Genomic DNA, 22854 nt, shown 5'->3' on the forward strand with positions numbered 1-22854 from the left:
AAGTGTGCTCGGTTCTGGGACAACGACATGCATCAAAACAAAGACTTAAAGCGCGTCGCCTGAAATCCGGTTCAGCGCGACGCGCTTTAGGCGGCCCACTGGCTGCGTAGCGCGTCGGCGTCGGCGACCGCGAGGCCGCAGGCTTCAAGTGCCCGTCGCGTGGCCGCGATTAAATCCCCGTTCCCCGAGGCCAATGCGCCGCCCGGCAGGAAAAGATTGTTTTCAAATCCGACACGGCAATGCCCGCCGAGTAGCGCGGCGGTCGTGACGCATGCCGTTTCCTGGCTACCGAAGGCGCACACCATCCAGTGACTGGGCGCGACGGGGCCGAGAGCCAAGAACGGCAGCAGGTCGGCGGGGGCAGACGTCTGTCCAACTGTGTGACGGCCGAGCACATAGAGGACTGGCTGATTGTCGAACGGGATCATCCCCCGTCTCGCGAGCGTCGCTAGATACGAGGCCTCTTCCGTCGAATAGAGGATAATCTGTGGTACTACCTTCCGCCGCCGGAGCGTTTCGAGGAACGAGGCGAAACCTGCTTCATGCGTTTGATCGGGCACGAACTCGCGCAAAGCGAGCGAGACGGCTTCGGGGCGCGCCTCCAGCACCACCCGCATCTGCTGTTCGGGCCGGTAGATACCCAAGGCCTCGCTGGTGATCTGAACCACGAGCCTCTCGCCGACTTGTGCCCTGATCGCGGTGGCTGCGGCGCGGTAGGCTTGCGCGTCGAGGAGATGGCGGCCGTTGCGGTCGCGGACATGCACGTGGATCATGGCTGCGCCGGCCTCGAGCGAGACCGCCGCGACCCGTGCCAACTCATCGGACGTAATCGGCAACGCCGGATGATCGGCTTTCGTACGCCGGCCGCCACTCGGCGCCACTGCAATCGCGACGGGACCGGAGCGGCCGGAAACTGCTTGCATTGGATTCTACCTGCTCCGCATCTGTACTTCGTGGGTTGCACAACCATAACTATGCCTTGCGCAACATCCACTCCGATGTGAGCGCGTAACGCTTGTCGCCGAGACCGGGCAGAGTTCAAAATGGCAATCAGTCGCCCGCCCTGCGTGGCCGGGCAATCAGAGGGCAGGGCGCTTGGCTATGGCCAGGCCCATGCCGAGCGCGACCATCGCGCCGCCCGACGCCTCCCGCAGGCGGCGGATCACGCCCGAACGCCCGGTCGCGCCTGCCCGGATTCGGCTTGCCGCAAAAGCGACCACGACATCGGCCAGCGTGTTGAGCGTTACCGATATGAAGCCGAGGATCATGAACTGCAGCGCGACGTGGCCGCCGCTGAGGTTCACGAATTGCGGAATGAAGGCCAGGAAGAAGGCGGCCGTCTTCGGGTTCAACGCTTCGACCAGCACCCCCTCGCGAAACGCTCGGGCAGCGCCGAGCGCGGGCGCCGGCGCGCCGCCCTCCAGCATTGTTTTTGCATCGCGTCGGGCGGCCTGGAACGTGCGGAAGCCCAACCAGACGAGGTAGACGGCGCCGATCAGCTTCAGCGCGGTGAACAGCTCCGCGCTGGCAAGCACGATTGCCGAGACGCCCAGACTGCCGGCCAGCACGTGGACCATGCCGCCCAGCCCCGTCCCGAAGCTGGAGGCAATGCCTTCGCCACGTCCTCCGGCGAGCGTGCGCGCGGCGACATAGAAGATGCCCGGCCCCCGGCGTGATGGCAAGCAGGAAAGCCGCGGCGAAATACAAGGCGAATTGGGTCAGGTCCAACATGACGGAGGTCTCTTGAAAGTGCTGGGGCCAGTCTTCACACTGGCCAGACTTCACACTGGAATGAGCGGCGCGACCTCGCGATCGGATGGCCGCTCGCTCGCCGTCAGGCCGGCGAGCACGCCGGCGCGATCGGCCGCGTTGCGGTTCTGGCTCATCTTGCGCTTGCCTTCGAGCTTGGTGATCGGCATGCGCAGGCCGACAATGCCCTTCAGCTGCGACTGGATGAAATCCGCCGGCGCATCCGACACGGCCCAGGGCGCGGCGCGCTCGCCTTCATGCAGGTTGGTCAGGCGGGTCACGACCTCGAGCAGCCTGTCGGCATCCTCGAAGAATTCGATCGGCCCATGCGCGTGGACGGCGACATAGTTCCAGGTCGGCACCACCTTCCCGGTCTCCTGTTTGGTCTGGTACCAGGACGGCGTCACATAGGCGTCCGGCCCCATGAACATCGCCAGTCCGTTGCCCAGCACTGGCGCGCGCCATTGCGGGTTTGCCTTCGCGACATGGCCGTAGATCACGCCCTGCTCGCCCTCGTTCTCGTCGAGGAGAAGCGGCAGAGGCGTCGCCAGCGGGCCATCGGCCGTGGCGGTGACCAGGATTGCCAGCCGCGCCGCGTGGATCGTGGCCGTGAGGCTCTCGTGATCGTCGTCGCGAAAGGCGGGTGGTGTGTACATGACAAAACTCCTTGCGTTGCAGGAAAAGATGCCGGATGTCTGGCTTGCTTGGAATATCCAGTTTTGAAAGTTTCTGGTGGTCCAGTTGGAGCAGGACGGCGTCGCGCGCCGGATCATCGCGGCGATCAAGGAGCAGATCCACAGCGGCGCCTATAGGCCGGGCGATCGCCTGCCGTCGACGCGCGCCTTCGCGGCCGAATGGGGGGCCTCGCGAACCACGGTCACGGGCGCTTATAGCCAGCTCGATGCCGAAGGCTATCTGATCATCCGGCATGGGGCGCGCGCTATCGTTGCTCCCGGGCTGGAGAGGGCATTGGGAGAGGCGACCGTCGCAACCGCTTCGCCGCGCAACCTCTCGGCCTTCGCAAGACGGTTGCTGGCCCTGCCTCGAACCGCAGAAATGCCGCCGGCCAAGCTTGCGGATTTCCGCTATGGCGAACTGTCCGGAGCCGACTTCCCGGTGCTGGCCTGGCGGCGGGCCTCCAACAAGGCCGTGCTGCGACGCCCCGCGCGGCTGCGCTACGGCGACCCGCAGGGGTCTTCCATCCTGCGCAACGCGCTGCAGGCCTATCTCTGGCGCGCGCGCGGCATCAGTTGCACGCAGGAGCAGATCGTCATCGTCAACGGCTCGCAGCAGGGGTTGGACCTCTGCGCGCGGCTGCTGCTCGACCCCGGCGATCCCTTTGTGATCGAAAACCCCGGCTATCCGCTCGCCCGCCATGCCTTCGTGGCCGCGGGAGGCATTGCCGTGCCGGTTCCTGTCGACGCGGATGGGCTAAGGACGGAAAAGCTGCCGGCGGCCCGTCTCGCTTACGTGACGCCTTCGCATCAGTTTCCGCTCGGCGGCGTGCTTTCGGCGACGCGGCGGCGTTCGCTGCTGGCCTGGGCCGCCGGCACGGGAGCCTACATTGTGGAAGACGATTATGACGGCGAATACCGCCACGACATCAGTCCTATCCCGCCGCTGCAGGCGCTCGACGCGGATACCGTCATCTATGTCGGCACGTTGTCCAAGACGCTCTCGCCCACCCTGAGGCTCGGCTACCTCGTCGTCCCCGTCAGCCTGCGCCGGGCATTCAGCGAGGCGAAGCGCCTGACCGACCGGCACGCCCCCATGCTGGAGCAGGACGTGCTGAGCGAGTTGCTGGCAAGCGGCGCCTACGAACGTCATGTCCGCAGCATCCGCAGGAAGAACGCCGAGCGCAGGGACATCCTGCTGCGGGCGTTGAGCGATCGTCTGGGGCCGCAGGTCACGGTCGCGGGAGCCGATACTGGCCTGCATGTCGTTGCCTGGATGAACGGCATCGACGCCGAACGCGAACCGGCGATCATCGCGGCTGCGCGAGACGCCGGGATCGGTCTCTATCCCGTGTCGCCGCTTTATGATCCGGGCGGACCCAGGCCGGAAACGGCCGGGTTTATCCTGGGCTATGCCGGTCTTGATGCGGAGGCGTTGCGACGCGGCGTTGCGGTGCTGGCCACCATATTGGCCAAGCACGCCAATAGATCGGCGTCTTAGAAGATCTCGTTGGTGAGCTTCTTCACCGGGCCGAGCAGGATCGAGCCCGTCGGCACGCCGTTGTCGATCGGGATCGCCTTGCGCTCCGGCATGTCCTCTTCCGGTGCGCCGACATTGGCGGTCACGATGACCGGGGTCTTGGTCGGCACGCGGTCGTAAAGGTCGATGATGTCCTGGTTGATCAGGCGCACGCAGCCGGATGAGACGGACTTGCCGATCGACCACCATTCGGGCGAACCGTGCAGGCGGTAGAGCGTGTCCTGGTTGCCCTGGAAGAGATAGAGCGCACGCGCCCCGAGCGGGTTTTTCAGGCCACCCGGCATGCCGCCATTCTTGGCGCTGTATTGCGTCAGTTCCGGCTGGCGCGCGACCATCTCGTCCGGCGGCGTCCATTTCGGCCATTTCTGCTTCCACTGCACGACCGCGTCGCCCGACCATTCGAAACCGGCGCGGCCGAGGCCGACACCATAGCGGATCGCCTGGCCGCCCTCACGCACCAGGTAGAGGAAGTGGCCGGTGGTATCGACGACGATGGTGCCGGGACGCTGTCCGGTCGGGTCGGGCACGATCTGGCGCAAGAATTTGTGATCGATCTTTCTCACCGGGATGGCCGGCAGGTCGAAGCCGTTGTCGGTGACCGCGGCATACATCGTCTCATAATCGCCGAGCGGCGGCTCGACATAGGTCTGAGGCGGTGGCGTCTGGATGGGCGCGGGGCCTTGATCGCTGGTCGTGGTGCAGGCGGAGACCGCGGCAGAAGCAGCGCCAAGGGCTGTAAGATTGAGGAAGCCACGGCGGCTGATGCGGAAGGAAGCGTCTGACATGGTTGCCTTTTCTAGGTCTTAATTCGCAAGAAAGCATGAATGCGGGGGCACGTCGCCGGCGGCATCCATAACATTCGGCGGTGATAGGCGGTTCCAATTCTGGCCTGACGGTGGACAGAAAAAGGCGAAGCTGTGATCGCGCCACAGCTGTTGCACTGCAGCAACAGCCACTTTGGGGGCTAACCGCCGGCCAGAAGACCCTCGAGCGAGGGCAGGATCAGTGCCGGCGGAAAATCCCGGTATTCGTCGGGCTGGTTGGTGCGGTTGATCCACACCGTGCGGAAACCGAACTTGGCCGCGCCGGCTATGTCCCAGCGGTTCGACGACTGGAACGACACCGCGCCCGGATAAAGCCGCCAGCCGGTGACCACCATGTCGTAGACCGACGGGTCGGTTTTGAACCGCTTGACCGCATCGACCGAGAACACGTCGTCGAGGATCTGGTCGAGCGCCGCGGATTTGACAGCCGCGCCGAGCATTTCGGGCGAGCCGTTGGAGAGGATCGCGAGCTTCGCGCCCGAGGTCTTGAGCGCCTTCAGCACGGCGGGCACTTCCGGATAGCAGTCGAGCCGCCAATAGGCCTCGAGCAGTTTTGTCCGCAGCGCCGGGTCGGCTGACGGCACCTTGCGCAACGCGAAGTCGAGCGCCTGCTCGGACAGTTGCCAGAAATCGGCGTAGGCACCTCCCATCAGCGTCCGTACCCAGGAATATTCGAGCTGCTTGGCACGCCAGATTTCCGACAGCAGCTGTCCGTCCGGGCCGATCTCGCCGGCATGGCGGCGCACGGCCGCATGCACGTCGAACAACGTGCCATAGGCGTCGAAGACATAAGCCGCATAGTGCATGGAAAGAGTTTTGCGGCGGCAAGCCGCGCCGTGCAAGCGCTGATTGCGCCTAAGTGCCGCTGGCCTCAACGATTTTTGTCCATGTCGGTTGACGCCGCCCGCCAAAGCATCGTCCTATGGCGGCCTGAAATCATCGATCTGGACGGCGAACATGACACTGGCGGCGGCGGCGCAAACCGCGACTTGGACCTATGTGGACGGCGACTGGTACGACGGCAATGTCGCGATACTGGGGCCGCGCAGCCATGCCATGTGGCTCGGCACCAGCGTCTTCGACGGCGGCCGCTGGTTCGAAGGCGTCGCGCCCGACCTCGAGCTTCACTCCGCCCGAGTCAACGCTTCCGCGACCGCGCTTGGCTTGAAGCCTTCGATGACGACGGAAGAGATCATCGGGCTGACCTGGGACGGCCTGAAGAAATTCGACGGCAAGACGGCAGTCTATATCAGGCCGATGTATTGGGCCGAGCATGGCGGCTATATGGGCGTGCCGGCCGATCCGGCCTCGACCCGCTTCTGCCTCTGCCTCTACGAATCGCCGATGATTCCGCCGTCCGGCTTTTCGATCGGCGTCTCGCCGTTCCGGCGCCCGACCATCGAGACCATGCCGACCAACGCCAAGGCCGGCTGCCTTTATCCCAACAACGGCCGGGCCATCCTGGAGGCCAAGAACCGCGGCTTCGACAACGCGCTGGTGCTCGACATGCTGGGCAATGTCGCCGAGACCGGCACCTCCAACATTTTCCTGGTCAAGGACGGTCATGTGATGACGCCTGCTCCGAACGGCACGTTCCTGTCCGGCATCACCCGCTCGCGCACCATCAACCTGCTCGGCGACTATGGTTTCAGGACCACCGAGAAGACGCTGTCGATTCGCGATTTCCTCGAGGCCGACGAGATCTTCTCGACCGGCAACCACTCGAAGGTGGTGCCGATCACCCGCATCGAGAACCGCGACCTGCAGCCCGGACCGGTGGCCAAGAAGGCGCGCGAGCTCTATTGGGAATGGGCGCATTCGACGTCCGCCGCCTGACCCGCCGGAGCGTTTCACCGTTTCACGCGAACGGCGACCCGCTCCATCTCTTTAATTTTGCGCAATTCCGGGCGGAAAACCGTTTCGCACTTTTTTCGGAATTGCTCTAAAAACTCGCTCGGCGCTCCATTCCGGAGTTGCCCCGATCCATTCCAGACCTATCTTAGCTCGGTAGTATCACCGGACTTTTTTCCTCGAGGGAGTACCATCCATGGCTTTTGAATTGCCCGCTTTGCCTTATGACTACGAGGCCCTGCAGCCTTACATGTCGAAGGAGACGCTGGAGTATCACCACGACAAGCACCACAAGGCCTATGTCGACAACGGCAACAAGCTGGCGGCCGAGGCCGGAATGGGCGACCTGTCCGTCGAAGAGGTCGTGAAGCAGTCCTTCGGCAAGAATGCCGGGCTCTTCAACAACGCGGCCCAGCATTACAACCACATCCATTTCTGGAAGTGGATGAAGAAGGGCGGCGGCGGCAACAAGCTGCCGGGCGCGTTGCAGAAGGCCGTCGACAGCGATCTTGGCGGCTACGACAAGTTCAAGGCGGATTTCATCGCCGCCGGCACCACCCAGTTCGGCTCCGGCTGGGCCTGGGTCTCGGTCAAGAACGGCAAGCTGGAAATCTCCAAGACCCCGAACGGCGAGAACCCGCTGGTTCACGGCGGCTCGCCGATCCTCGGCGTCGACGTCTGGGAGCACTCCTATTACATCGACTACCGCAATGCGCGGCCGAAATACCTCGAGGCTTTCGTCGACAGCCTGATCAACTGGGACCATGTCCTGGAGCTGTACGAAAAGGCCAAAGGCTAAGCGATTTTGATGAAAAGCCCCGGTACGCCGGGGCTTTTCATTTTCGGGCGGGAAGAAACTACAAGCCGGCCAGCAAAATCGTCACGGCAAAAAGGGAATAATCCCGCCGCGATGCCCGTTAACGTTCAGAGCAATTCCAGGAAAAGTGTGAAGCGGTTTTCCGTCCGGAATTGCGTCAATAAGGAGATACAGCATTTCACCGTGAAACGGTGAAATGCCTTAGTCGCGAACTCCCTTCATCATCATGGAGCCAATTGAATGAGAAAGCTTGTCATCGCCATCTCTATGCTCGCCTTTGCTGGCTCGGCCGCCTATGCCGACCCGATCAAGGATCGTCAGGCCCTGATGAAGGAACGCGGCAAGCTCGCCGGCCAGATCTCGAAGGTGGTCAAGGGCGAGACGCCTTTCGATGCCGCCGCCGTACTCGACGCGCTGAAGGCGCTGGAAGCCAACGCCGAGAAGTTCGACGCCGACACGCTGTTCCCTGCCGGCTCCGACAAGGGCGACACCACGGCAGCACCCAAGATTTGGGAAGACATGGCGGGCTTCAAGGCCGCCGAGGACAAGTTCCTGGCCGACGCCAAGGCCGCGGTCGCTTCCCCGCCGGCCGATGTCGACGCGCTGAAGGCGCAGCTCAACACGCTGGGTGGCGATTGCGGCACCTGCCACCAGACCTACCGGATCAAGAAGAGCTGATCGCCTGGCGATGGCCTGGCTGAAGAAGCTCGTCGGCGCCGTCATCGTGCTTGGCGGCGCCGCGGCCGTTGCCGGCTGGGCCCTGTCGGCGCCGGTCAGGCTTGACGCTGCGGCCGTCGCCCAGCTCGGCCCCGGCGACGCTGCCAAGGGCAAGCGCATCTTCTACGCGGGGGGCTGCACCTCCTGCCACGCCAAGCCGGGCGCCCAGGGCGACGCCCGTCTCGAGCTCGTCGGCGGTCTGGAACTGAAGACGCCGTTCGGCACCTTCGTTCCGCCCAATATCTCGCAGGATCAGAAGGACGGCATCGGCGCCTGGAGCGAGGAAGACTTCGCCAACGCCATGCTGAAGGGTGTTTCGCCTTCCGGCGAGCATTTCTACCCGGCCTTTCCCTATGCCTCCTACGCGCGCATGAAGCCGGCCGACATCGCCGACCTCTACGCCTTCATGAAGACGCTGCCGGCGGCAGCCGGCAAGGCGCCGGATCACAAGCTTTCCTTCCCCTTCACCATCCGCCGCGGCATCGGCCTGTGGAAGCGGCTCTACCTCAGCCCCGAACCGGTGATCGCGCTGCCCGAAGGCACGCCGGACAAGGTGCTGGCCGGCCGCTATTTGGTCGAGGGACCCGGCCATTGCGGCGAATGCCACACGCCGCGCGATTTCGCCGGCGGGGTCAAGAAGGGCGAGTGGCTGGCGGGCGCCGTGGCGGCCGAAGGCTCGGGCATCGTGCCGAACATCACTCTCGGTGGCGGCATGAAAGACTGGTCCGAGGCCGACATCGCCAATTATCTCGAAACCGGCTTCACGCCCGAGTTCGATTCCGTCGGCGGCGCCATGGTCGAGGTGCAGCGCAACATGGCGCAGCTGACCGCCGACGACCGTGCAGCGATCGCCGCCTATCTCAAGGCCGTCCCGCCGCATCCCAACGGCTACCCGGCGCGCAAGCCGGCGAGTTGAGCTGCTTCCGGTTATTGCTCGGGCCGGGCGGTACCTATCAACTCGAGCACCTTTTCGAGTCGTGCCACGACATCGCTGGTTTCCAGGATCCGCTGCTTCTCATCAATGCCTATCGACAGCAACTGCGCGACGGTGTCGGCCATCAGGCCGGGATTCTCGGCGGAAGGGAGGCCGAAGCGGGCTCGCTGGCGCACCGGCAGCGAGGAAAGGTCGATGTTGGCGTAGATACTGTATGCATCGAGCACCATGCGGGAAAGTGAGGCGGCTTCTTCCGACTGGCCGCGCTGCTCTTCGATCGGGCTTGTCTCTGCCGCCAGGCATTCGCCGTCGATCAGGCGTGTGATGGCCATGCGCTGAAGGCCGGATACCGTGACCTTGAGAACGCCATCCATCTGCGTCTGGCTGTTTATCACGCTCGCCATAACGCCCACCGGATGGAGAGACTGAAGGGTGCTGGGGTCGTCGTCGGCGCCATGCTTCTGGGCGACCACGAGAACCCGACGATCGCCGGCCATGGCACGTTCAACGGCACGCCGCGTTTTGTCGCGCGCCACGAAGATGGGCGTGATCGTTTGCGGGAACAGCACAAGGTCCCGCATGGGAAAGATGGGGACCTCTGTCTGCATGAGACTGGAAAGGACCGCAACTGGCGCTGCTTCAGGCGCTGTTGCCCGCTGGTTTGCCTGAATCCTCGCGGCCAACACATTCCAGTCTCGGAGGCCGAGAATCCTGGCGATCAGCTCCAGGCTTTCGCCGTGAGAAAGTGAGACGGATTTGGCGGCCAGCGCTTCGCTTAACGTTTGCGCCATGGCCTTGGCGTCGCGGAAATCGCGCATGAGATCATCCTCTGCGTAAAACGAACGGAAAGCGTCAGGAGCTTGCGTTGCTGACCCGTTCGTTCGGGCAAAGGGAGCCTGAATTGGCTCGATACATTCACCGTACCCAGGAGGGTGCAAGCAGCAGGTTGTATCTACCGCCCGGGAAGGTGCGCCGAGGTCAGGTGCTTGTCAATCCTGACCTCAGGTCCCGCGCCCTGTCTACGGGTGGCGGTCGCCCAGGAAATCGAAGCCGTTTTCGAAGAAGTGGTTGTAGTTGCAGGTCAGTTCCTCGCCGGCCGCGATGTCGCGCAGCGCGTAGGTCTCCTCCGGCGAAGAGACGTCGCAGTTCGGATCGTCGTCGTGGTTCATGTAGCGCGCATCGTCGGCCTCGAAGACGATGAAGCTCGGATCGTGCCGGTCCGGATAGGAATAGCGGTCGAGATAGGATTTCACCGGGCCGATCTGGGCCTCATAGGTGCCGACAGGGATGCGGCGGTCGAACCGCGGGTCGAGCTTCCAGACCAGCGTGCCCTTGGCAATGCGGTTCTTGGCGAAAACGCCGATGCCCTGGATGGCGGATTTGTCGAGATAGGTGTCGACGAGCAGCATGATTGTCCTTGCGAGTGAACGGATGGCGCAGCTTGACCAGGCCGCGCGCGAAAGGGCGGCATTGGGTAACGCGCGCCCTTGGCAATTGCGAGTGGAAAATCAGGCCTTGCCGGTCACTTTCAAGGCATAGGCGTAGATATAGGCGATCTCCTCCAGCCGCGAGAACCGGCCCGACGCGCCGGCATGCCCGGACTCCATGTTGATCTTGAACAGGACCGGGTTGCCGCCTGCCTTGCGCTCGCGCAGCCGCGCCACCCATTTCGCCGGCTCCCAATAGGTGACGCGCGGATCGGTGAGGCCCGCCAGCGCCAGGATCGGCGGGTAGTCGTGCGCCGCCACATTGTCATAGGGCGAATAGGCCGCGATCGTCTCGTAGTCGGCGGCGGACGCGATTGGGTTGCCCCATTCCGGCCATTCCGGCGGCGTCAGCGGCAGGCTGGCGTCGAGCATGGTGGTGAGCACGTCGACGAACGGCACCTCGGCGACGATGCCGCCGAAATCCTGCGGCGCCATGTTGGCGATCGCCCCCATCAGCATGCCGCCGGCCGAGCCGCCTTGCGCGACGATGCGGTCATGCCGCGTGTAGCGCTCGGCGACGAGATGGCGGGCGCAGGCGATGAAATCGGTGAAGGTGTGCATCTTCTTCGCCCGCTTGCCGTCCTCGTACCAGCCGTAACCCTTGTCCTTGCCGCCGCGCACATGCGCGATGGCATAGACGAAGCCGCGGTCGACCAGCGACAGGCAGTTGGTGTTGAAGGCCGAAGGAACGGTGATGCCGTAGGAGCCATAGCCGTAAAGCAGGCAGGGCACCGAGCCGTCCAGCGGCGTATCGCGACGGTAGAGCAGCGAGATCGGCACCAACTCGCCATCGGCTGCCGGCGCCATCAGCCGGCGCGTGACATAGTGCTCCGGGTCGTGGCCGGACGGCACTTCCTGTGTCTTCAGGAGCACGCGCTCGCGGTTGCGCATATTGTAGTCGAACACCTGCGCGGGCGTCGTCATCGACGAATAGGTGAAGCGCATCGTTTCGGTGTCGTATTCGTAGGAGCCCGAGAGGCCGAGCGAGAAAGCCTCCTCGTCGAAGGAGATGAAATGCTCCTCGCCGCTCGCGCGCTCGCGCACGACGATGCGCGGCAGGCCGTCCTTGCGCTCTAGCCGGACCATGTGATGCTTGAAGCCGAGCACGGAGAGGATCAGCCGTCCCGGCTCGTGCGGCACCAATTCCTGCCAGTTGGCGCGCACCGGGTTATCGACCGGCGCGGTCATGATCTTGAAGTCCTTGGCGCCGTCGGCATTGGTGAGGATGAAGAAGATGTCGCCGCCTTCTTCCAGGTCGTATTGCAGCCCGGTCTCGCGCACCGCCACCAGCCTCGGCTCGGCCGATGGATCATTGGCGGGCAGCAGGCGGTATTCCGAAGTCTCATGGTCGTTGATGCCGATCATGATCCAGTCATTGGCACGTGTGCCGCCGACATCCATGAAGAAGCCCGGATCGGTCTCCTCATAGATCAGCCGGTCGTTCTCGGGTCTGTCGCCGAGCGCGTGGAAGAACACTTTTGACGGGCGATGGTTGTCGTCGAGCCGGGTATAGAAGAAGCCGCCGTCGCCGGCGTCCCAGACCCCGCCGCCGCCGGTATCCGGGATCTGGTCGGCAAGTTCCTTGGCGCTCGCAAGATCGCGCACGCGCAGCGTGAAGAATTCCGAACCCTTGTCGTCGAAGGCCCACAGCAGCTTCCCGTGGTCGGCCGAATGGTCGACGCCGCCGAGCCGGAAATAGGGCTTGCCCTCGGCCTCCTTGTCGCCGTCGAGCAGGATCTCCTCGGTGCCGCCGTCGCGCGGCGTTCGGAAATAGCGCGGCTGCTCGCCGCCCAGCCGGAAGGACGAGCCATAGGCATAGGGGCCGTCCTTCATGGGAACCGTCGAGTCATCTTCCTTGATGCGCCCCTTCATCTCGGCAAACAGCTTGCCGCGCAGGTCTGCGGTGCCCGCCATCAGCGCCGCCTGATAGGCGTTCTCAGCCTCGAGATGAGCGCGGATGCGATCATCGAGCAGGGAAGGGTCCCGGAACACCGCCTGCCAGTTGTCGGCCCGCATCCAGGCATAGTCGTCGTTGCGGGTGATGCCATGATGCGTATCGGAAACCGGGTGTTTCTCGGGCGTCGGCGGGCTGGCGGCCGGGAAGGCGGAAGTCAAGGCGGAAGCTCTGGTCATTACGTCTCGCTGCGGAATTTGCTTGAATGACGAATGAACACGCCGCTCAGCGGCGGTTCAAGGGGCGCGGTCCAAGGTGGTCTACAGAAGCCAAGTTGAAGGGGGAAAGATGAAATCCTGTGTTTCTATCGCAATGTCCGTCGCCGCGCTCGCGGCCGGTCTGGCTTTTTCCAGTCAGTCTCATGCAACCGTCTTTGCCGCCTGGCAAGTGGCGGGCGTGCCGTTCGGCGATACGCTCAATGCGCGAAAGTATCCGTCCAACGCATCGCAAAAACAGGCCGCGTACCCGAACGGCACCGTGTTGCAGATGACCGGCCGCTGCACCGGCGGCGTAAACCTGCTCGATATCGCTCGCCAGCCGCAGTGGAAGCAGCGCCAGGCGATCCGCTATCGCTGGTGCGAGATCTGGCATGACCCGGCGCAGAACGGTCATTTCGCCACCGGCTGGGTCTACGGCAAATACATCGCGCCTTAGTAAAGCAATTCCAGGAAAAGCGCGCCGCGTTTTCCGTCCAGAATTGCGTAAAAACAATGAGTTAGAGCAGTTCAGCGATTCTATCAAACGCTGAACTGCTCTAAGCGATCCCGTCGCGCCGCCTTGTCGGGCGCGGCGGGAAAGGCGATGTTCTTGCGCTTCGTTGCAGCGCAGGATTCGTCGTGCCGGCGCAACGGGCGTCCAAGCATTGGCCAAGCATTGAACGCCGTGTCGAGCGGCGATCGGATGTCTAACATAGGGATGACGTAACGTCACGGCGCGCTGGTCTGGCCAGAAAAATCTCGTGAAGTTACACGATGCACGAATTTTTGAAGCTGAATCAGCAATATTTGATGAATATCGGCGAATATAAGTCAATAGGCGAATTGACTTACTTGCAATGCGGCGTCATTAAGATAACTCGACGCGAATCGTAGGCCTTTCCTGAATGAAATTCGCGCGATGCCCGATCCCAGAAAAAAGGGCGCAATTTTAGAAACAACTCTCGTTGGGGCTTTAGCACTATGGAAATCGTCGAAACACCTTCGAAAAACGGTGATGCGCTGATCGAGCTGACCGCCGATGTCGTCGCCGCCTATGTCAGCAACAACCCGGTGCCCGTTGGGGAACTGCCGAACCTTATCGCCGACGTCCATGCCGCGTTGGGTCGCGTCGGCGGCTCGCCGGAGCAGCCGTCGGCCGAGAAGCAGAAGCCGGCCGTCAACCCGAAGCGCTCCGTCCATGATGACTACATCGTCTGTCTCGAGGACGGTAAGAAGTTCAAGTCGCTGAAGCGGCACTTGATGACCCACTACAATCTCACGCCGGAAGAATACCGTGAGAAGTGGGGTCTGGACGCCAACTACCCGATGGTCGCCCCCAATTATGCGGCTGCCCGCTCGCAGCTCGCCAAGAAGATGGGCCTGGGCCGCAAGCGCAAGGGCCGCTGACAGGTCTCGGTTCCTCAAGCAGTTCGACGGCGCCCTTGCGGCGCCGTTTTGCTTTTTGGCGGGACCGATATCGACCGGATCAGGCCGTCTGCTTCAACGCTGCCTCGGCGTCGCGCTTGATGCGCTTGACCATCGAGCGCAGGCCGTTGGCGCGCTGCGGCGACAGATGCTCGTCGAGGCCGAGCTCCTTCAGCGTCGCTTCGGCGTCGGTGCTCTGGATTTCGCTTGCATGCCTGCCTGAAAACAGCGCCAGCATGATGGCGACGAGGCCGCGCACGATATGGGCGTCCGAATCGCCCTGGAAGCTGATCATCGGATCGGCGCCGGCGCCTTGCTCGGTGGTGAGCCACACCTGGCTCACGCAGCCAGGCACCTTGTTCGCGGCCGTGCGCTCCTCTTCGGGGAATGGCGGCAGACCCTCGCCGAGCTCGATCACATAGCGATAACGGTCCTCCCACTCGTCGAGCAGGGAGAAGTCGTCGCGGATCGTTTGGATCGGGGTGGTCATTGCCCGCATATAGTGGCCCGGCACGACCGCGTCACGGAAAAAGAAAGACGCCGCGGGCGTCGAGAGGTCGGACGGGCCCGCGGCGTTAGAGCAATTCCAGGAAAAGTGCGTAGCGGTTTTCCGTCCGGAATTGCGCCGAACCAAAGAGAGAGCAATTCCAGGAAAAGTGCGTAGCGGTTTTTCCGTCCGGAATTGCGCCGAAACCAAATAGCCGAGCGAACGGCTGGAAGAATTCAGTTCTTGGCGGTCAGCATCACCGGGATGTTGACCTTGGCGGGCAGCACAATGTCCTCGGCGACGCTGCCGGTGGTCGTGGCGGCGCCATCCGCGACTTTCGTCTCGGGCGCGTCTGTCTGCCCGGATTGCTGGTCGTCGATCATGGCCGCGGCGATCTTGGCCGTTTCCTTGGCGCGAACGGTGATGGTGTACATGGCCGATTTGCCGGTTTCGCAGACATCGGGCTTGCGCTCGCACAGCCCGGCAATGTCGCCGACCGCCTCGCGCGCCGCAAACAGCGCCTGGATCGGCCCGACGCTCTGCTGGCCGTCCTCGCCCGGGCCGACGCCGAGCGGCAGCGCCAGCAGCACCAGCGAAAACCAGAAAGCCATCCTGATCAGAAAGCCCATCTTACTTGCCTCTCATCCGGGATGGATGATGCATCCATCCGTGACGGATCATGCATCCATCGGCATGACCTCTTTTATGGGCACGATAATGGCACGCTCACGCAAAGGACGGCTTGCATCGAAGCCGCGAATTTTCCTCAAATTTTAGACAAATTCGAAAGGAATTGGTTTTGAAACGGACTTGTCTCGAATCTCACTGGCTGCATTAACTTTACAATAACCATATATCATTTTGATATTAAAAGGTTTTCTCACCACAGCACGTTAGCCGGGTCAAGTTTCGGTCCGTTTTGGCACAGGCCCTTCGGCTAACCCGCCGTTTACCATGGCGCCAACTCGCGGTGCTTTGCAGGGCCGGCATCACAATATTTGCCTTGGGCGGGTCGCCGGCTCGGCCAGCCTTATCCATTCCTTAAACGCTGAATGCGAGTTTCAAGTCGATTGATGAGTCACCTGCCAGGCAGGGCGTTTTTTACCACCGGGTACGCGTGCGTTGAGTTCGATTTCAGCCAGATACGTTCAATTGCCTGGCGCGGTTGCCGCCGGCTGCGAGCGCATGGTCCACCCGACCGTCACGGGTGAGGCCGAACGCGTGCGCCAGCGTCGCTTCATCGGCGTCATGCTCGCCGCGCCCTTCCTTGCCGCGGGCGCCGCGGTCACGCTCGTCACCGCAAGCCTCGGCGCGGCCGTCACGGTAGCCGCAATCTTTGCCGCTTTCGGCCTGTGCTGGTTCGCGGCGCTTCTGGTGGCTGCCACCGGCCGCATGGCGCTCGCCGGCCGCATGGCGGTCGCACTGGGCGGCCTCGCACTTGCCTGCGCTATTGCCGCGGCGGGGGGGGTGGCCTCGCCGGTCGCACTTCTTGCCGTCGCATTGCCTGTCGAAACCTGGTGGGTCTCAGGGTCGCGGCGCGCCGCGCTGTCAGGCGCGCTTTCGGCGCTTGCCGCTATCGTGCTGCAGCCCTTTGCCGGGCAGTTCCTGCCGCCCGGCGAGATCGCCACCTGGCATTGGCTGCTGCCGTTGGCCTGGGCGCTGACGCTGTTGCCGCGAGCCGCCGCCTTCGCCAACCCGGCCGGCTTGCGGTTGGCGGAGCCTGGCGGCGATCGCCTCGAAGACGTCATCGACGCTGTCGTGCTGCGCGCCGGCCGCCAGGGCGAAGTACTCGACGCCTCCGCCAGGGCGCGTTCGACCCTCAAATTGGCGCCGGAGCTCCTGCTCGGCAACGGCCTTTTCGACCGCGTCCATCTTTCCGACCGCGTCGCCTATCTCACCGCTTTGGCCGACATGCGCGAGGGGGCGCCGAAGCGCCGGCTCGATCTGCGCATCCGCTTGCCGCGCGAGGGTTCGAGCGCGGCCGACAATTTCCGCCCGTTCAGCCTCGAGCTGCTGCGCGGCGAGGTCGACCGCGACGTCTTCACCCTGGTCCTGCGCGAAAACGACGATGTCGCGGCGCTGCGCGAGGAGCTTGCGGAAGCGAAGGAAGCCGCCGCGGCAGCCGAAGTGGCCAAGGGGCGTTTCCTGGCGGTGGTCAGCCACGAGCTGCGCACGCCGCTCAACGCCATCATCGGCTTTTCCGACATGCTGCTGCATGAGATGTTCGGTGCTTTCAGGGATCCGCGCCAGAAGGAATATGTCGGCCTGGTCAGGGAGTCCGGTCAGCATCTCCTGTCCGTCGTCACCTCGATCCTCGACGTCTCGCGCATCGAGGCCGGCGCCTATGCGACCGAGCTGGAGCCGTTCCGCTTTGTCGAGGCCGTCGACATGTGCCGCTCGATGATGCGGCCGCTGGCCGACGCCAAGAGCATAATTCTTGCCACGCAGATCGCCCCGGATGCGGGCGAGATCAATGCCGACCGCCGTGCCATTCAGCAGATCCTGATCAATCTTGCCTCGAACGCGGTGAAATTCACGCCCGATGGCGGCTCGGTGGTGATCGGCGCCAAGCGCGTCGGCTCGCGCCTGCATTTCTGGGTGAGCGACACCGGCATCGGCATCGCCGAGGAGGACATGGCCAATCTCGGCAAGCCGTTCATGCAGATACAGAACGACTACACGCGCCGTTTCGAGGGGACCGGGCTCGGCCTGTCGCTGGTCAAGGGCCTCGTGGCGCTGCACGAAGGCACGATGTCGATCGAGAGCGCGCCGGGTGAGGGCACCACGGTGACGATCGGCCTGCCGGTGAACGGGCCGAAGCGGCGTTCCGGTGCGCCTTCCGGCGTGCTGGCCATGCCGGCGGCCAAGCCGAAGGGGGATGCAGATGGGGACAGCAATGGCTCGCTCCGCAAAACGGCCTAAGGTCGTCGAACCCGAGCGTGGGGTCCTTGCCGAGGGCGCGGTGGCCGTCGGTCAGCTGATCGCGAGCAATCCGGTTCTGGTCGGCGGTTCGACTGCCTTCCTGGTGACGCTGTTCTATGTCTCGGCCAACGCGCTCTGGTATCAGCCTTTTCCGCATACCAGCGCCTTCTTCGCCACCCGAAGCATCGTGAATTTCCCGCACACCGTCTCCGACGAACCGGAAACCACCATCAACATCGTGCGCCAGGCGCCGGCGCAGCCCGCGCCCAAGCCGGATCCGGTCATCCAGCAGGTGCAGGGCATCCTGAAGGACCTCAGCTTCTACGACGGCACGGTCGATGGTCTCACCGGACCGGCCACCCGCAAGGCCATCCAGGCCTATCAGCTGAAAGTCGGGCTGCCGGGCTCGGGCGAGATCGACACGGCGCTGCTCGACCAGCTCGGCGCCCGCCAGACGACTGCGGCGATCCCGCATCCGGCGCCGCGCCCGACCGACGCGGCAGCCGCCGCGCCGTTCGCCAAGCCATCGGTCATTCCGGTCTCGGCGCCTGCCGATGACCCCACATTGTCTCCCGACGCCCGCATCGTCAGGATCCAGGCCGGCCTCAAGGCCTTCGGCAACAACGACATGCAGCTCGACGGCAAGGTCGGCGCCCGCACCAAATCCGCGATCAAGGAATTCCAGGCTCTCTTCGGTCTGCCCGAAACCGGCGAGCCGGACGAAGCCGTCTATGTCAAGATGCGCGAGATCGGCCTGACCAACTGAGCGGCGGCGTCCGATCGTTTCGGTTCCTTCATCCTTGCTGTAAGGAACCGCGCATGCCATCCGGAAACATCCAATGCGCGTAACCACCGATCTCTGGGTTTCGGCCCTTGTCCGCCGTGTGTTCGGCGCCGGCGGCTTTGCCGCTGTCGTCAAGCGGGGCGCGACCGAGGCGGGCGCGGTCTTCGTGCTCTCGCGCGGACGGATGGGAGAGGTGGTCCTCTACGGGCCGGCGCCGCAGACGAGCTACGATTCGGCCAAGCCCGATGAGCGCTTCTTCGGCGTGCTTGGTACGAGCGACGATGGCTCGTCCTTCGATGCGCGGCTGGAGCGGGAGAAGAAATTCGATCCCGACATCTGGGTGGTCGAGATCGAGGGCGGGACGGTTCCCGTCGAAGAACTTCTTTCCGTGAAGGCGGAATAATCGCGTCAGGAGGCCTTGAGGCCGGCGCTCGCCGCGTCGTTGTTCGAGGCTTCGCGGCTCTCGATGTCCACCGCATCGGGAGCATTGCCGCGGATCGCTCGTGAAAGGGTCTCGGCCTTCCAGGCGCGTACCTTGTCCAGCGCCGCCTCGCGGTGCAGCAGCCGGTAGCGGTCGAGGAACAGGCGGATCGCCTGCGGATGCGGGAACTCGCCGGGATAGACCGCGACCGCGATCAGGAAGGCCCTGTCTTCGCTGAGGTCGAGGGCGCGCAGCGCCGCAAGCAGGGCGGCATAACCTGACTGTCCGGTCACCGAGCGGGCCGTTGCGAAGTCGATCTCCAACGCATCGGCAAGCGCGGTCTGGAAGAAAACCGCGTTGCCGGTCAGCGCCGTCTCGCGCAACTTCACATAGGCCGGCTGGCCGAGGAAGGTGTTGACGTCGGACGTGTCACCGGTCGGGCGCATCATCGACCGCAGGCGGCGCCGCGCGTTCTCCGTTGCCTGGCCAGGCGCGGGGCTGTCGGCATCCGCCTCGGCCACAGGCTCCGGTTTCGGCGTGAGCTTCGTTACCGTCTCGGGCGGCCGCGTCTTGACCAGCGTCGGCCTTTCCAGCGCGCGTATCAGATCGGCGATCGTCGGGTTGAGCTCCTTGCGGCGCGCAATGGCGCGCGCGTGCGGCAGCCCGTGCCGGCCGATCAGCGCGATGAGGTCGATATCACTGAGCGCGTTGGAGCGGGTGAGCAGGGGTGCTGCGATCTCGACCGGCTCTTCGGCCAGCCGCCGCACCAAGGCTGTCGGCGCATATTCGCATTCGGAAAGGGCGGCGGCGACATAGCGGCGCGACTCGACCGAGACCTCGTCGAACAGCGGCAGCGTCAGGTCTTCGAGCTGGGCGATCTCGCGACGCGAGGGGCGCGTCAGCGAGCAGAAGGCCGACACGGCGGCGCGGAACAGCCTTTCGGCCTTTCCCGCTTCGGTCCGGATAGCGATTTGCCTAAAATCCGAAGATGACACGGAGGATACGCCCGATACTCGACACAACCCTGAACCCACGCAATCCGGCCGGGCCGGTTTCGCATCTTCAGGAAAACAAACATCAAATTAGCCGCGATCCGTTAGCGCTCCGTTAACCCTCTACGCCCCTTAATCAACTTTGGAGGCGTTGCGTTGTGCTCCGGGGAAACCGAGAGGGAATGCGCGAACCATGGGCATGGTCCTGTCTTTTGTGCCGCGAGCGGCATCTGTAAATCGAGCAAGTCACGACACCACTACGGCGGCGGCGGTCATCATTTTCCCCGGCGTGCGCTATGAGTTGCGTCCGCAGGCCGATGAGGCCCGGCCGCGCGACAGCGGCTCCGACAGGCCAGGCTCTCCGCCACCTGCCAGGCCGCATCACTGATCGGCTCGCCTTTCTCAGTAGTCCTGCAATTCGCAGGCGCTCTGCTCGAGGAAGCGTGACACGATCGGCTTCCAGCTCTCGTCCGGCACGAAGGCACGGACGACGAAGATGCCTTCCTCGATCGGCGCCTCGACGAAGATCGCGCCCTGCAGATCCTCCGGAAGGTCGCGCCGCACATCGATCATCTGCGCCGGTGTCAGCACCACGGCATCGAGCTTCTCGCCATTGGCGTTGTGATCGTTGAAGGAATAGATGTTGTGGCCGTTGCGGTCGTAGACCGAAGCCGACCAGAACGGCACGTCGCCCGGCGCCCTGATCCTGACCAGCCCGTCGGCGAGGTCGAAGCGGCACGCGGCGGCATAAAACAGCGGATCGACCGATTTCACCACCGGCGCGCCGCCAGCCTCGGCGTCGAGCCGCGTCATCTTGTAGAGGTCCGAAGCCATCGCCAGCCGCGACCAGGCATCGCGTTCGGAAAATTCCGGCACCAGGAACAGCACCGCGATGTGCACGATGCCGGCGCCGAGCAGGCCGAGGATCAGGGCGTGCAGCAGGCTACGCATTGCAGCCAGCCTTCAGGATGCGCGGCAGCGTGACGTCCGAGAGGCCGGTGCTCGAGGCGATCGGCGTGTCATAGAAGGTCAGCACGAAATACATCTTGCCGGAGCCGCCGGTCAGCAGCCAGTTGCCGGGAGCCGGGCGGCTGCCGACGGAAATGACGACGGAATTGTCGGGCCGGCGCAGCACTTCGTAGGATTGCAGCGCCGATTGCCTCGGCTTGCCGGTGTCGATCACGCCAAGCGACTGGTCGGCGGCATAGAGCGTCCAGAAGCGAGCGGTGGGATAACCGCCTTCGATCGTATAGGCGCATTCGCGTTTCAGCGGCTCGCCCGCGTCGTCGCGCTCGGCGACGAAGGCAAGCCCCTCGGCCTGGCCGAGCGCCAGCACGCCCTCGCGCGCCACGCGCGCCTTAGAGTAGGGGTCGGCTGCCAAAGTCCCGACTTCGGGAAAAGCGGTCCACTGGCCGATGCGGATCGCGCCGACGCCGTCCTGCGCATTGAGCGCATACCAGACGCTGTAGCCGCCAAGCCCGATGGCTATGGCAAGCGAAAGCAGCGTCAGGATGGCGTTCTTGAGCATGAGAGCCGCAAACAGAGGAGGTTGCCCGGGATATCGCGGCGCGGGGTGCCGTGGCAAGCCGGCTTCACGCGAGGGATGGCTGGATCAGGACGACGTTTCGCTGATACGTCGTCCTGATCCAATTTTTTGTTGGAGCATAATCTTATCCGAAAACCGGTTCCCACTTTTCGGGATTATGCTCTAAAGCGCCGAAAGCGTCTCCGGCAAAGTGGGCGCATCGAGCACTGGCGCGGCCTGGAAAGCCTTGGTCATGTCCCGCAGCGTCTGGCTGGTGCGGCTGGAAAGCACCGGCGGGCGTTCGGCCTCGGCTTGGGCCGCCGCCGCGTCGGCTTCCTTCTTCGCCGCTTCCTCTGCCTTGGCCGCGACCTCCGGATCGACCCATGGATGATCGAGACCGGGGATCGGCTTCAGGTCGATATTCTGGTGCGCGTAGACCATCAGCCGCTGCCAGACCATCGCCGGCAGCGTGCCGCCCGTCATCTTGTTGGTCGCTGTGAAGTCGTCATTGCCGAGCCAGACGGCGGCCGTGTAATTGCCGGTGAAACCGACGAACCAGGCGTCGCGATAGGATTGCGTCGTGCCTGTCTTGCCGGCCACGACGATGTTGGGCAATTGCGCGCGCCGCGCCGTGCCGATCGCCGGCACCGCCGCCAGCATCGTGTTCATGTATTTCAGCGCCTTTTCCGACAGCACGCGATGCGGCGGCGGCGCGTCCTTGGCCCAGTCATAGACCACCTCACCGGTGCGGGTGACGAGTTGGGTGATGCCGTGGCGGGAGCCGACGAAACCGTTCTGGGCAAAGACGCTGTAGCCGGTCGCCTGGTCCATCACCGTCATGCCCGATGTGCCGAGCACCATGGTCTTGTGCGATTCCAGCGGCGATTCGACGCCCATCGATTCCGCCATCGCCTTGATCGGGGGGATGCCCAGGTAATCCTTGGCGAGCCGCACCGGCACGGTGTTGATCGACTTGGCGATCGCCGTGAGCAGCGTGACATTGCCGGCCGAGCCGCCATTGTAATTATGCGGCGACCAGCCGCCCCAGGTGATCGCGCCGCCCGAAACGACCGAATCCGGCGTGAAGCCATGCTCCATCGCGGTGGCATAGACATAGGGCTTGAAGGAGGAGCCGGTCTGGCGCAGCGCCTTGGTGGCGCGGTTGAACTGGCTGGTGCCATAATCGCGGCCGCCGACGATGGCGCGCACCGCGCCGTTGGTCTCGATCACCACCACCGCGCCTTCGGTGACGTTGTATTCCTTGCCGAATTGCCGCAGATGGAACTCGACCGACTCTTCCGCGGCCTTCTGGATATTCGCGTCGAACGTGGTGTGGGCGACCAGCGAGTGCTGGCCGGGCTTGGCGATCTTCTTCACCTCGTCGAAGGCCCAGTCGAGGAAGTAATCCGGGCTCTTCTGCTCGCCGCGGTCGACGACGTCGGCCGGATGCAGCCGCGCCTGCAGCACCTGGCCCTCGGTCATGAAACCGGCGTCGACCAGATTGGACAGCACGACATTGGCGCGCGCGCGCGCCAATGTCGTGCTGTCCAATCT

At 64.0% G+C, this 22854-nt stretch carries 23 protein-coding genes and 1 pseudogene; 10 read left to right on the forward strand and 14 right to left on the reverse strand.

Annotation, left to right across the window (positions count from 1 at the left end; all coding sequences use genetic code 11):
- Window positions 1-86 precede the first annotated feature (86 nt).
- From FJ471_RS21915 to FJ471_RS21925, 3 genes and pseudogenes are all read right to left on the reverse strand, one after another.
- Entirely contained in the window at window positions 87-923 is an 837-nt protein-coding gene (locus tag FJ471_RS21915) for a 3-keto-5-aminohexanoate cleavage protein (protein ID WP_140806833.1), read from the reverse strand.
- Between the two features lie 156 nt (window positions 924-1079).
- A pseudogene (locus FJ471_RS21920) lies at window positions 1080-1731 on the reverse strand (LysE family translocator).
- A 50-nt stretch (window positions 1732-1781) separates the two neighbouring features.
- Window positions 1782-2405 carry an FMN-binding negative transcriptional regulator gene (locus tag FJ471_RS21925; RefSeq protein ID WP_140806834.1) on the reverse strand — a complete coding sequence of 208 codons (624 nt, stop codon included), beginning with the start codon at window positions 2403-2405 and terminating at the stop codon, window positions 1782-1784.
- Between the two features lie 76 nt (window positions 2406-2481).
- Between FJ471_RS21925 and FJ471_RS21930 the strand changes: the two genes are divergently transcribed.
- Window positions 2482-3924, forward strand: a complete 1443-nt coding sequence (locus FJ471_RS21930) for a PLP-dependent aminotransferase family protein (RefSeq protein WP_140806835.1) — start codon at window positions 2482-2484, stop codon at window positions 3922-3924.
- On the opposite strand, the gene FJ471_RS21935 is transcribed toward FJ471_RS21930, so the two are convergent.
- Together FJ471_RS21935 and FJ471_RS21940 are read right to left on the reverse strand one after the other, a co-directional pair.
- The gene (locus FJ471_RS21935) at window positions 3921-4748 is read right to left on the reverse strand and encodes a L,D-transpeptidase (protein WP_140806836.1); all 828 of its coding nucleotides are present in this window, start codon (window positions 4746-4748) and stop codon (window positions 3921-3923) included. The genes FJ471_RS21930 and FJ471_RS21935 overlap by 4 nt on opposite strands.
- Before the next feature lie 179 nt (window positions 4749-4927).
- Window positions 4928-5593, reverse strand: a complete 666-nt coding sequence (locus FJ471_RS21940) for a haloacid dehalogenase type II (protein WP_140806837.1) — start codon at window positions 5591-5593, stop codon at window positions 4928-4930.
- Window positions 5594-5744: 151 nt separating this feature from the next.
- Between FJ471_RS21940 and FJ471_RS21945 the strand changes: the two genes are divergently transcribed.
- The 4 genes from FJ471_RS21945 (at window position 5745) to FJ471_RS21960 (ending at window position 9088) form a co-directional block, all read left to right on the forward strand.
- The gene (locus FJ471_RS21945; RefSeq protein ID WP_140806838.1) at window positions 5745-6623 is read left to right on the forward strand and encodes a branched-chain amino acid aminotransferase; all 879 of its coding nucleotides are present in this window, start codon (window positions 5745-5747) and stop codon (window positions 6621-6623) included.
- A gap of 211 nt (window positions 6624-6834) precedes the next feature.
- On the forward strand, window positions 6835-7437 hold the full coding sequence (locus FJ471_RS21950) for a superoxide dismutase (protein ID WP_140785282.1): 603 nt from the start codon (window positions 6835-6837) through the stop codon (window positions 7435-7437).
- 258 nt (window positions 7438-7695) lie between these two features.
- Window positions 7696-8133, forward strand: a complete 438-nt coding sequence (locus FJ471_RS21955) for a cytochrome c (RefSeq protein WP_140806839.1) — start codon at window positions 7696-7698, stop codon at window positions 8131-8133.
- 10 nt (window positions 8134-8143) lie between these two features.
- Window positions 8144-9088 (forward strand): cytochrome c, encoded by a 945-nt coding sequence (locus FJ471_RS21960; protein WP_140806840.1) that lies wholly within the window; start codon window positions 8144-8146, stop codon window positions 9086-9088.
- Between the two features lie 11 nt (window positions 9089-9099).
- On the opposite strand, the gene FJ471_RS21965 is transcribed toward FJ471_RS21960, so the two are convergent.
- The 3 genes from FJ471_RS21965 to FJ471_RS21975 all read right to left on the reverse strand — a co-directional run bounded on the left by FJ471_RS21965 (window position 9100) and on the right by FJ471_RS21975 (window position 12726).
- Entirely contained in the window at window positions 9100-9924 is an 825-nt protein-coding gene (locus tag FJ471_RS21965; protein WP_140806841.1) for an LON peptidase substrate-binding domain-containing protein, read from the reverse strand.
- 201 nt (window positions 9925-10125) lie between these two features.
- Window positions 10126-10515, reverse strand: coding sequence for an SET domain-containing protein-lysine N-methyltransferase (locus FJ471_RS21970; RefSeq protein WP_140806842.1), 390 nt, complete (start codon window positions 10513-10515; stop codon window positions 10126-10128).
- A 99-nt stretch (window positions 10516-10614) separates the two neighbouring features.
- Window positions 10615-12726, reverse strand: a complete 2112-nt coding sequence (locus FJ471_RS21975) for a S9 family peptidase (RefSeq protein WP_140806843.1) — start codon at window positions 12724-12726, stop codon at window positions 10615-10617.
- A gap of 109 nt (window positions 12727-12835) precedes the next feature.
- Here FJ471_RS21975 and FJ471_RS21980 point away from each other — a divergent pair, with 109 nt between their 5' ends.
- Both FJ471_RS21980 and FJ471_RS21985 read left to right on the forward strand, forming a co-directional pair.
- Window positions 12836-13201, forward strand: coding sequence for an SH3 domain-containing protein (locus tag FJ471_RS21980; protein ID WP_140806844.1), 366 nt, complete (start codon window positions 12836-12838; stop codon window positions 13199-13201).
- 524 nt (window positions 13202-13725) lie between these two features.
- Window positions 13726-14151 carry a MucR family transcriptional regulator gene (locus FJ471_RS21985; protein ID WP_027164827.1) on the forward strand — a complete coding sequence of 142 codons (426 nt, stop codon included), beginning with the start codon at window positions 13726-13728 and terminating at the stop codon, window positions 14149-14151.
- A 79-nt stretch (window positions 14152-14230) separates the two neighbouring features.
- On the opposite strand, the gene FJ471_RS21990 is transcribed toward FJ471_RS21985, so the two are convergent.
- Together FJ471_RS21990 and FJ471_RS21995 are read right to left on the reverse strand one after the other, a co-directional pair.
- Complete coding sequence (locus tag FJ471_RS21990; protein WP_140806845.1) at window positions 14231-14659, reverse strand: SufE family protein; 429 nt, start codon at window positions 14657-14659, stop codon at window positions 14231-14233.
- Between the two features lie 233 nt (window positions 14660-14892).
- The gene (locus tag FJ471_RS21995) at window positions 14893-15285 is read right to left on the reverse strand and encodes a DUF5330 domain-containing protein (RefSeq protein WP_140806846.1); all 393 of its coding nucleotides are present in this window, start codon (window positions 15283-15285) and stop codon (window positions 14893-14895) included.
- A 556-nt stretch (window positions 15286-15841) separates the two neighbouring features.
- Here FJ471_RS21995 and FJ471_RS22000 point away from each other — a divergent pair.
- The 3 genes from FJ471_RS22000 to FJ471_RS22010 all read left to right on the forward strand — a co-directional run bounded on the left by FJ471_RS22000 (window position 15842) and on the right by FJ471_RS22010 (window position 18765).
- A complete protein-coding gene (locus FJ471_RS22000; RefSeq protein ID WP_140806853.1) occupies window positions 15842-17578 on the forward strand; it encodes a PAS domain-containing sensor histidine kinase in 1737 nt (578 codons plus the stop codon).
- Window positions 17553-18344: a peptidoglycan-binding domain-containing protein gene (locus tag FJ471_RS22005; protein WP_140806847.1), complete on the forward strand. Its 792-nt coding sequence runs from the start codon at window positions 17553-17555 to the stop codon at window positions 18342-18344. Before FJ471_RS22000 ends, FJ471_RS22005 begins: the two co-directional genes overlap by 26 nt.
- Before the next feature lie 73 nt (window positions 18345-18417).
- Window positions 18418-18765: a DUF1491 family protein gene (locus FJ471_RS22010; RefSeq protein ID WP_140806848.1), complete on the forward strand. Its 348-nt coding sequence runs from the start codon at window positions 18418-18420 to the stop codon at window positions 18763-18765.
- A gap of 5 nt (window positions 18766-18770) precedes the next feature.
- On the opposite strand, the gene FJ471_RS22015 is transcribed toward FJ471_RS22010, so the two are convergent.
- The 4 genes from FJ471_RS22015 to FJ471_RS22035 form a co-directional block, all read right to left on the reverse strand.
- Complete coding sequence (locus FJ471_RS22015; protein WP_140806849.1) at window positions 18771-19778, reverse strand: DUF2336 domain-containing protein; 1008 nt, start codon at window positions 19776-19778, stop codon at window positions 18771-18773.
- 399 nt (window positions 19779-20177) lie between these two features.
- On the reverse strand, window positions 20178-20726 hold the full coding sequence (locus FJ471_RS22025; protein ID WP_140806851.1) for a DUF1254 domain-containing protein: 549 nt from the start codon (window positions 20724-20726) through the stop codon (window positions 20178-20180).
- On the reverse strand, window positions 20719-21303 hold the full coding sequence (locus FJ471_RS22030) for a DUF1214 domain-containing protein (RefSeq protein ID WP_140806852.1): 585 nt from the start codon (window positions 21301-21303) through the stop codon (window positions 20719-20721). The genes FJ471_RS22025 and FJ471_RS22030 overlap by 8 nt, the downstream gene beginning before the upstream one ends.
- Window positions 21304-21483: 180 nt before the next feature.
- The coding region (locus tag FJ471_RS22035) for a penicillin-binding transpeptidase domain-containing protein (RefSeq protein ID WP_281408543.1) at window positions 21484-22854 on the reverse strand (1371 nt) is incomplete at its 5' end.

Source organism: Mesorhizobium sp. B2-7-1, from assembly GCF_006440735.1.
Classification (GTDB): Bacteria; Pseudomonadota; Alphaproteobacteria; order Rhizobiales; family Rhizobiaceae; genus Mesorhizobium.

What these genes read in the sequence shown, in the direction of transcription:
- FJ471_RS21915 (WP_140806833.1), bottom strand. Translation starts at nt 923, where the DNA reads ATGCAAGCAGTTTCCGGCCGCTCCGGTCCCGTCGCGATTGCAGTGGCG.
- FJ471_RS21935 (WP_140806836.1), bottom strand. Translation starts at nt 4,748, where the DNA reads ATGTCAGACGCTTCCTTCCGCATCAGCCGCCGTGGCTTCCTCAATCTT.
- FJ471_RS21960 (WP_140806840.1), top strand. Translation starts at nt 8,144, where the DNA reads ATGGCCTGGCTGAAGAAGCTCGTCGGCGCCGTCATCGTGCTTGGCGGC.
- FJ471_RS22010 (WP_140806848.1), top strand. Translation starts at nt 18,418, where the DNA reads ATGCGCGTAACCACCGATCTCTGGGTTTCGGCCCTTGTCCGCCGTGTG.
- FJ471_RS21955 (WP_140806839.1), top strand. Translation starts at nt 7,696, where the DNA reads ATGAGAAAGCTTGTCATCGCCATCTCTATGCTCGCCTTTGCTGGCTCG.
- FJ471_RS22000 (WP_140806853.1), top strand. Translation starts at nt 15,842, where the DNA reads ATGGTCCACCCGACCGTCACGGGTGAGGCCGAACGCGTGCGCCAGCGT.
- FJ471_RS21975 (WP_140806843.1), bottom strand. Translation starts at nt 12,726, where the DNA reads ATGACCAGAGCTTCCGCCTTGACTTCCGCCTTCCCGGCCGCCAGCCCG.
- FJ471_RS22030 (WP_140806852.1), bottom strand. Translation starts at nt 21,303, where the DNA reads ATGCTCAAGAACGCCATCCTGACGCTGCTTTCGCTTGCCATAGCCATC.
- FJ471_RS21990 (WP_140806845.1), bottom strand. Translation starts at nt 14,659, where the DNA reads ATGACCACCCCGATCCAAACGATCCGCGACGACTTCTCCCTGCTCGAC.
- FJ471_RS21995 (WP_140806846.1), bottom strand. Translation starts at nt 15,285, where the DNA reads ATGGGCTTTCTGATCAGGATGGCTTTCTGGTTTTCGCTGGTGCTGCTG.
- FJ471_RS21940 (WP_140806837.1), bottom strand. Translation starts at nt 5,593, where the DNA reads ATGCACTATGCGGCTTATGTCTTCGACGCCTATGGCACGTTGTTCGAC.
- FJ471_RS21925 (WP_140806834.1), bottom strand. Translation starts at nt 2,405, where the DNA reads ATGTACACACCACCCGCCTTTCGCGACGACGATCACGAGAGCCTCACG.
- FJ471_RS21950 (WP_140785282.1), top strand. Translation starts at nt 6,835, where the DNA reads ATGGCTTTTGAATTGCCCGCTTTGCCTTATGACTACGAGGCCCTGCAG.
- FJ471_RS21965 (WP_140806841.1), bottom strand. Translation starts at nt 9,924, where the DNA reads ATGCGCGATTTCCGCGACGCCAAGGCCATGGCGCAAACGTTAAGCGAA.
- FJ471_RS21985 (WP_027164827.1), top strand. Translation starts at nt 13,726, where the DNA reads ATGGAAATCGTCGAAACACCTTCGAAAAACGGTGATGCGCTGATCGAG.
- FJ471_RS21970 (WP_140806842.1), bottom strand. Translation starts at nt 10,515, where the DNA reads ATGCTGCTCGTCGACACCTATCTCGACAAATCCGCCATCCAGGGCATC.
- FJ471_RS22005 (WP_140806847.1), top strand. Translation starts at nt 17,553, where the DNA reads ATGGCTCGCTCCGCAAAACGGCCTAAGGTCGTCGAACCCGAGCGTGGG.
- FJ471_RS21945 (WP_140806838.1), top strand. Translation starts at nt 5,745, where the DNA reads ATGACACTGGCGGCGGCGGCGCAAACCGCGACTTGGACCTATGTGGAC.
- FJ471_RS21980 (WP_140806844.1), top strand. Translation starts at nt 12,836, where the DNA reads ATGAAATCCTGTGTTTCTATCGCAATGTCCGTCGCCGCGCTCGCGGCC.
- FJ471_RS22025 (WP_140806851.1), bottom strand. Translation starts at nt 20,726, where the DNA reads ATGCGTAGCCTGCTGCACGCCCTGATCCTCGGCCTGCTCGGCGCCGGC.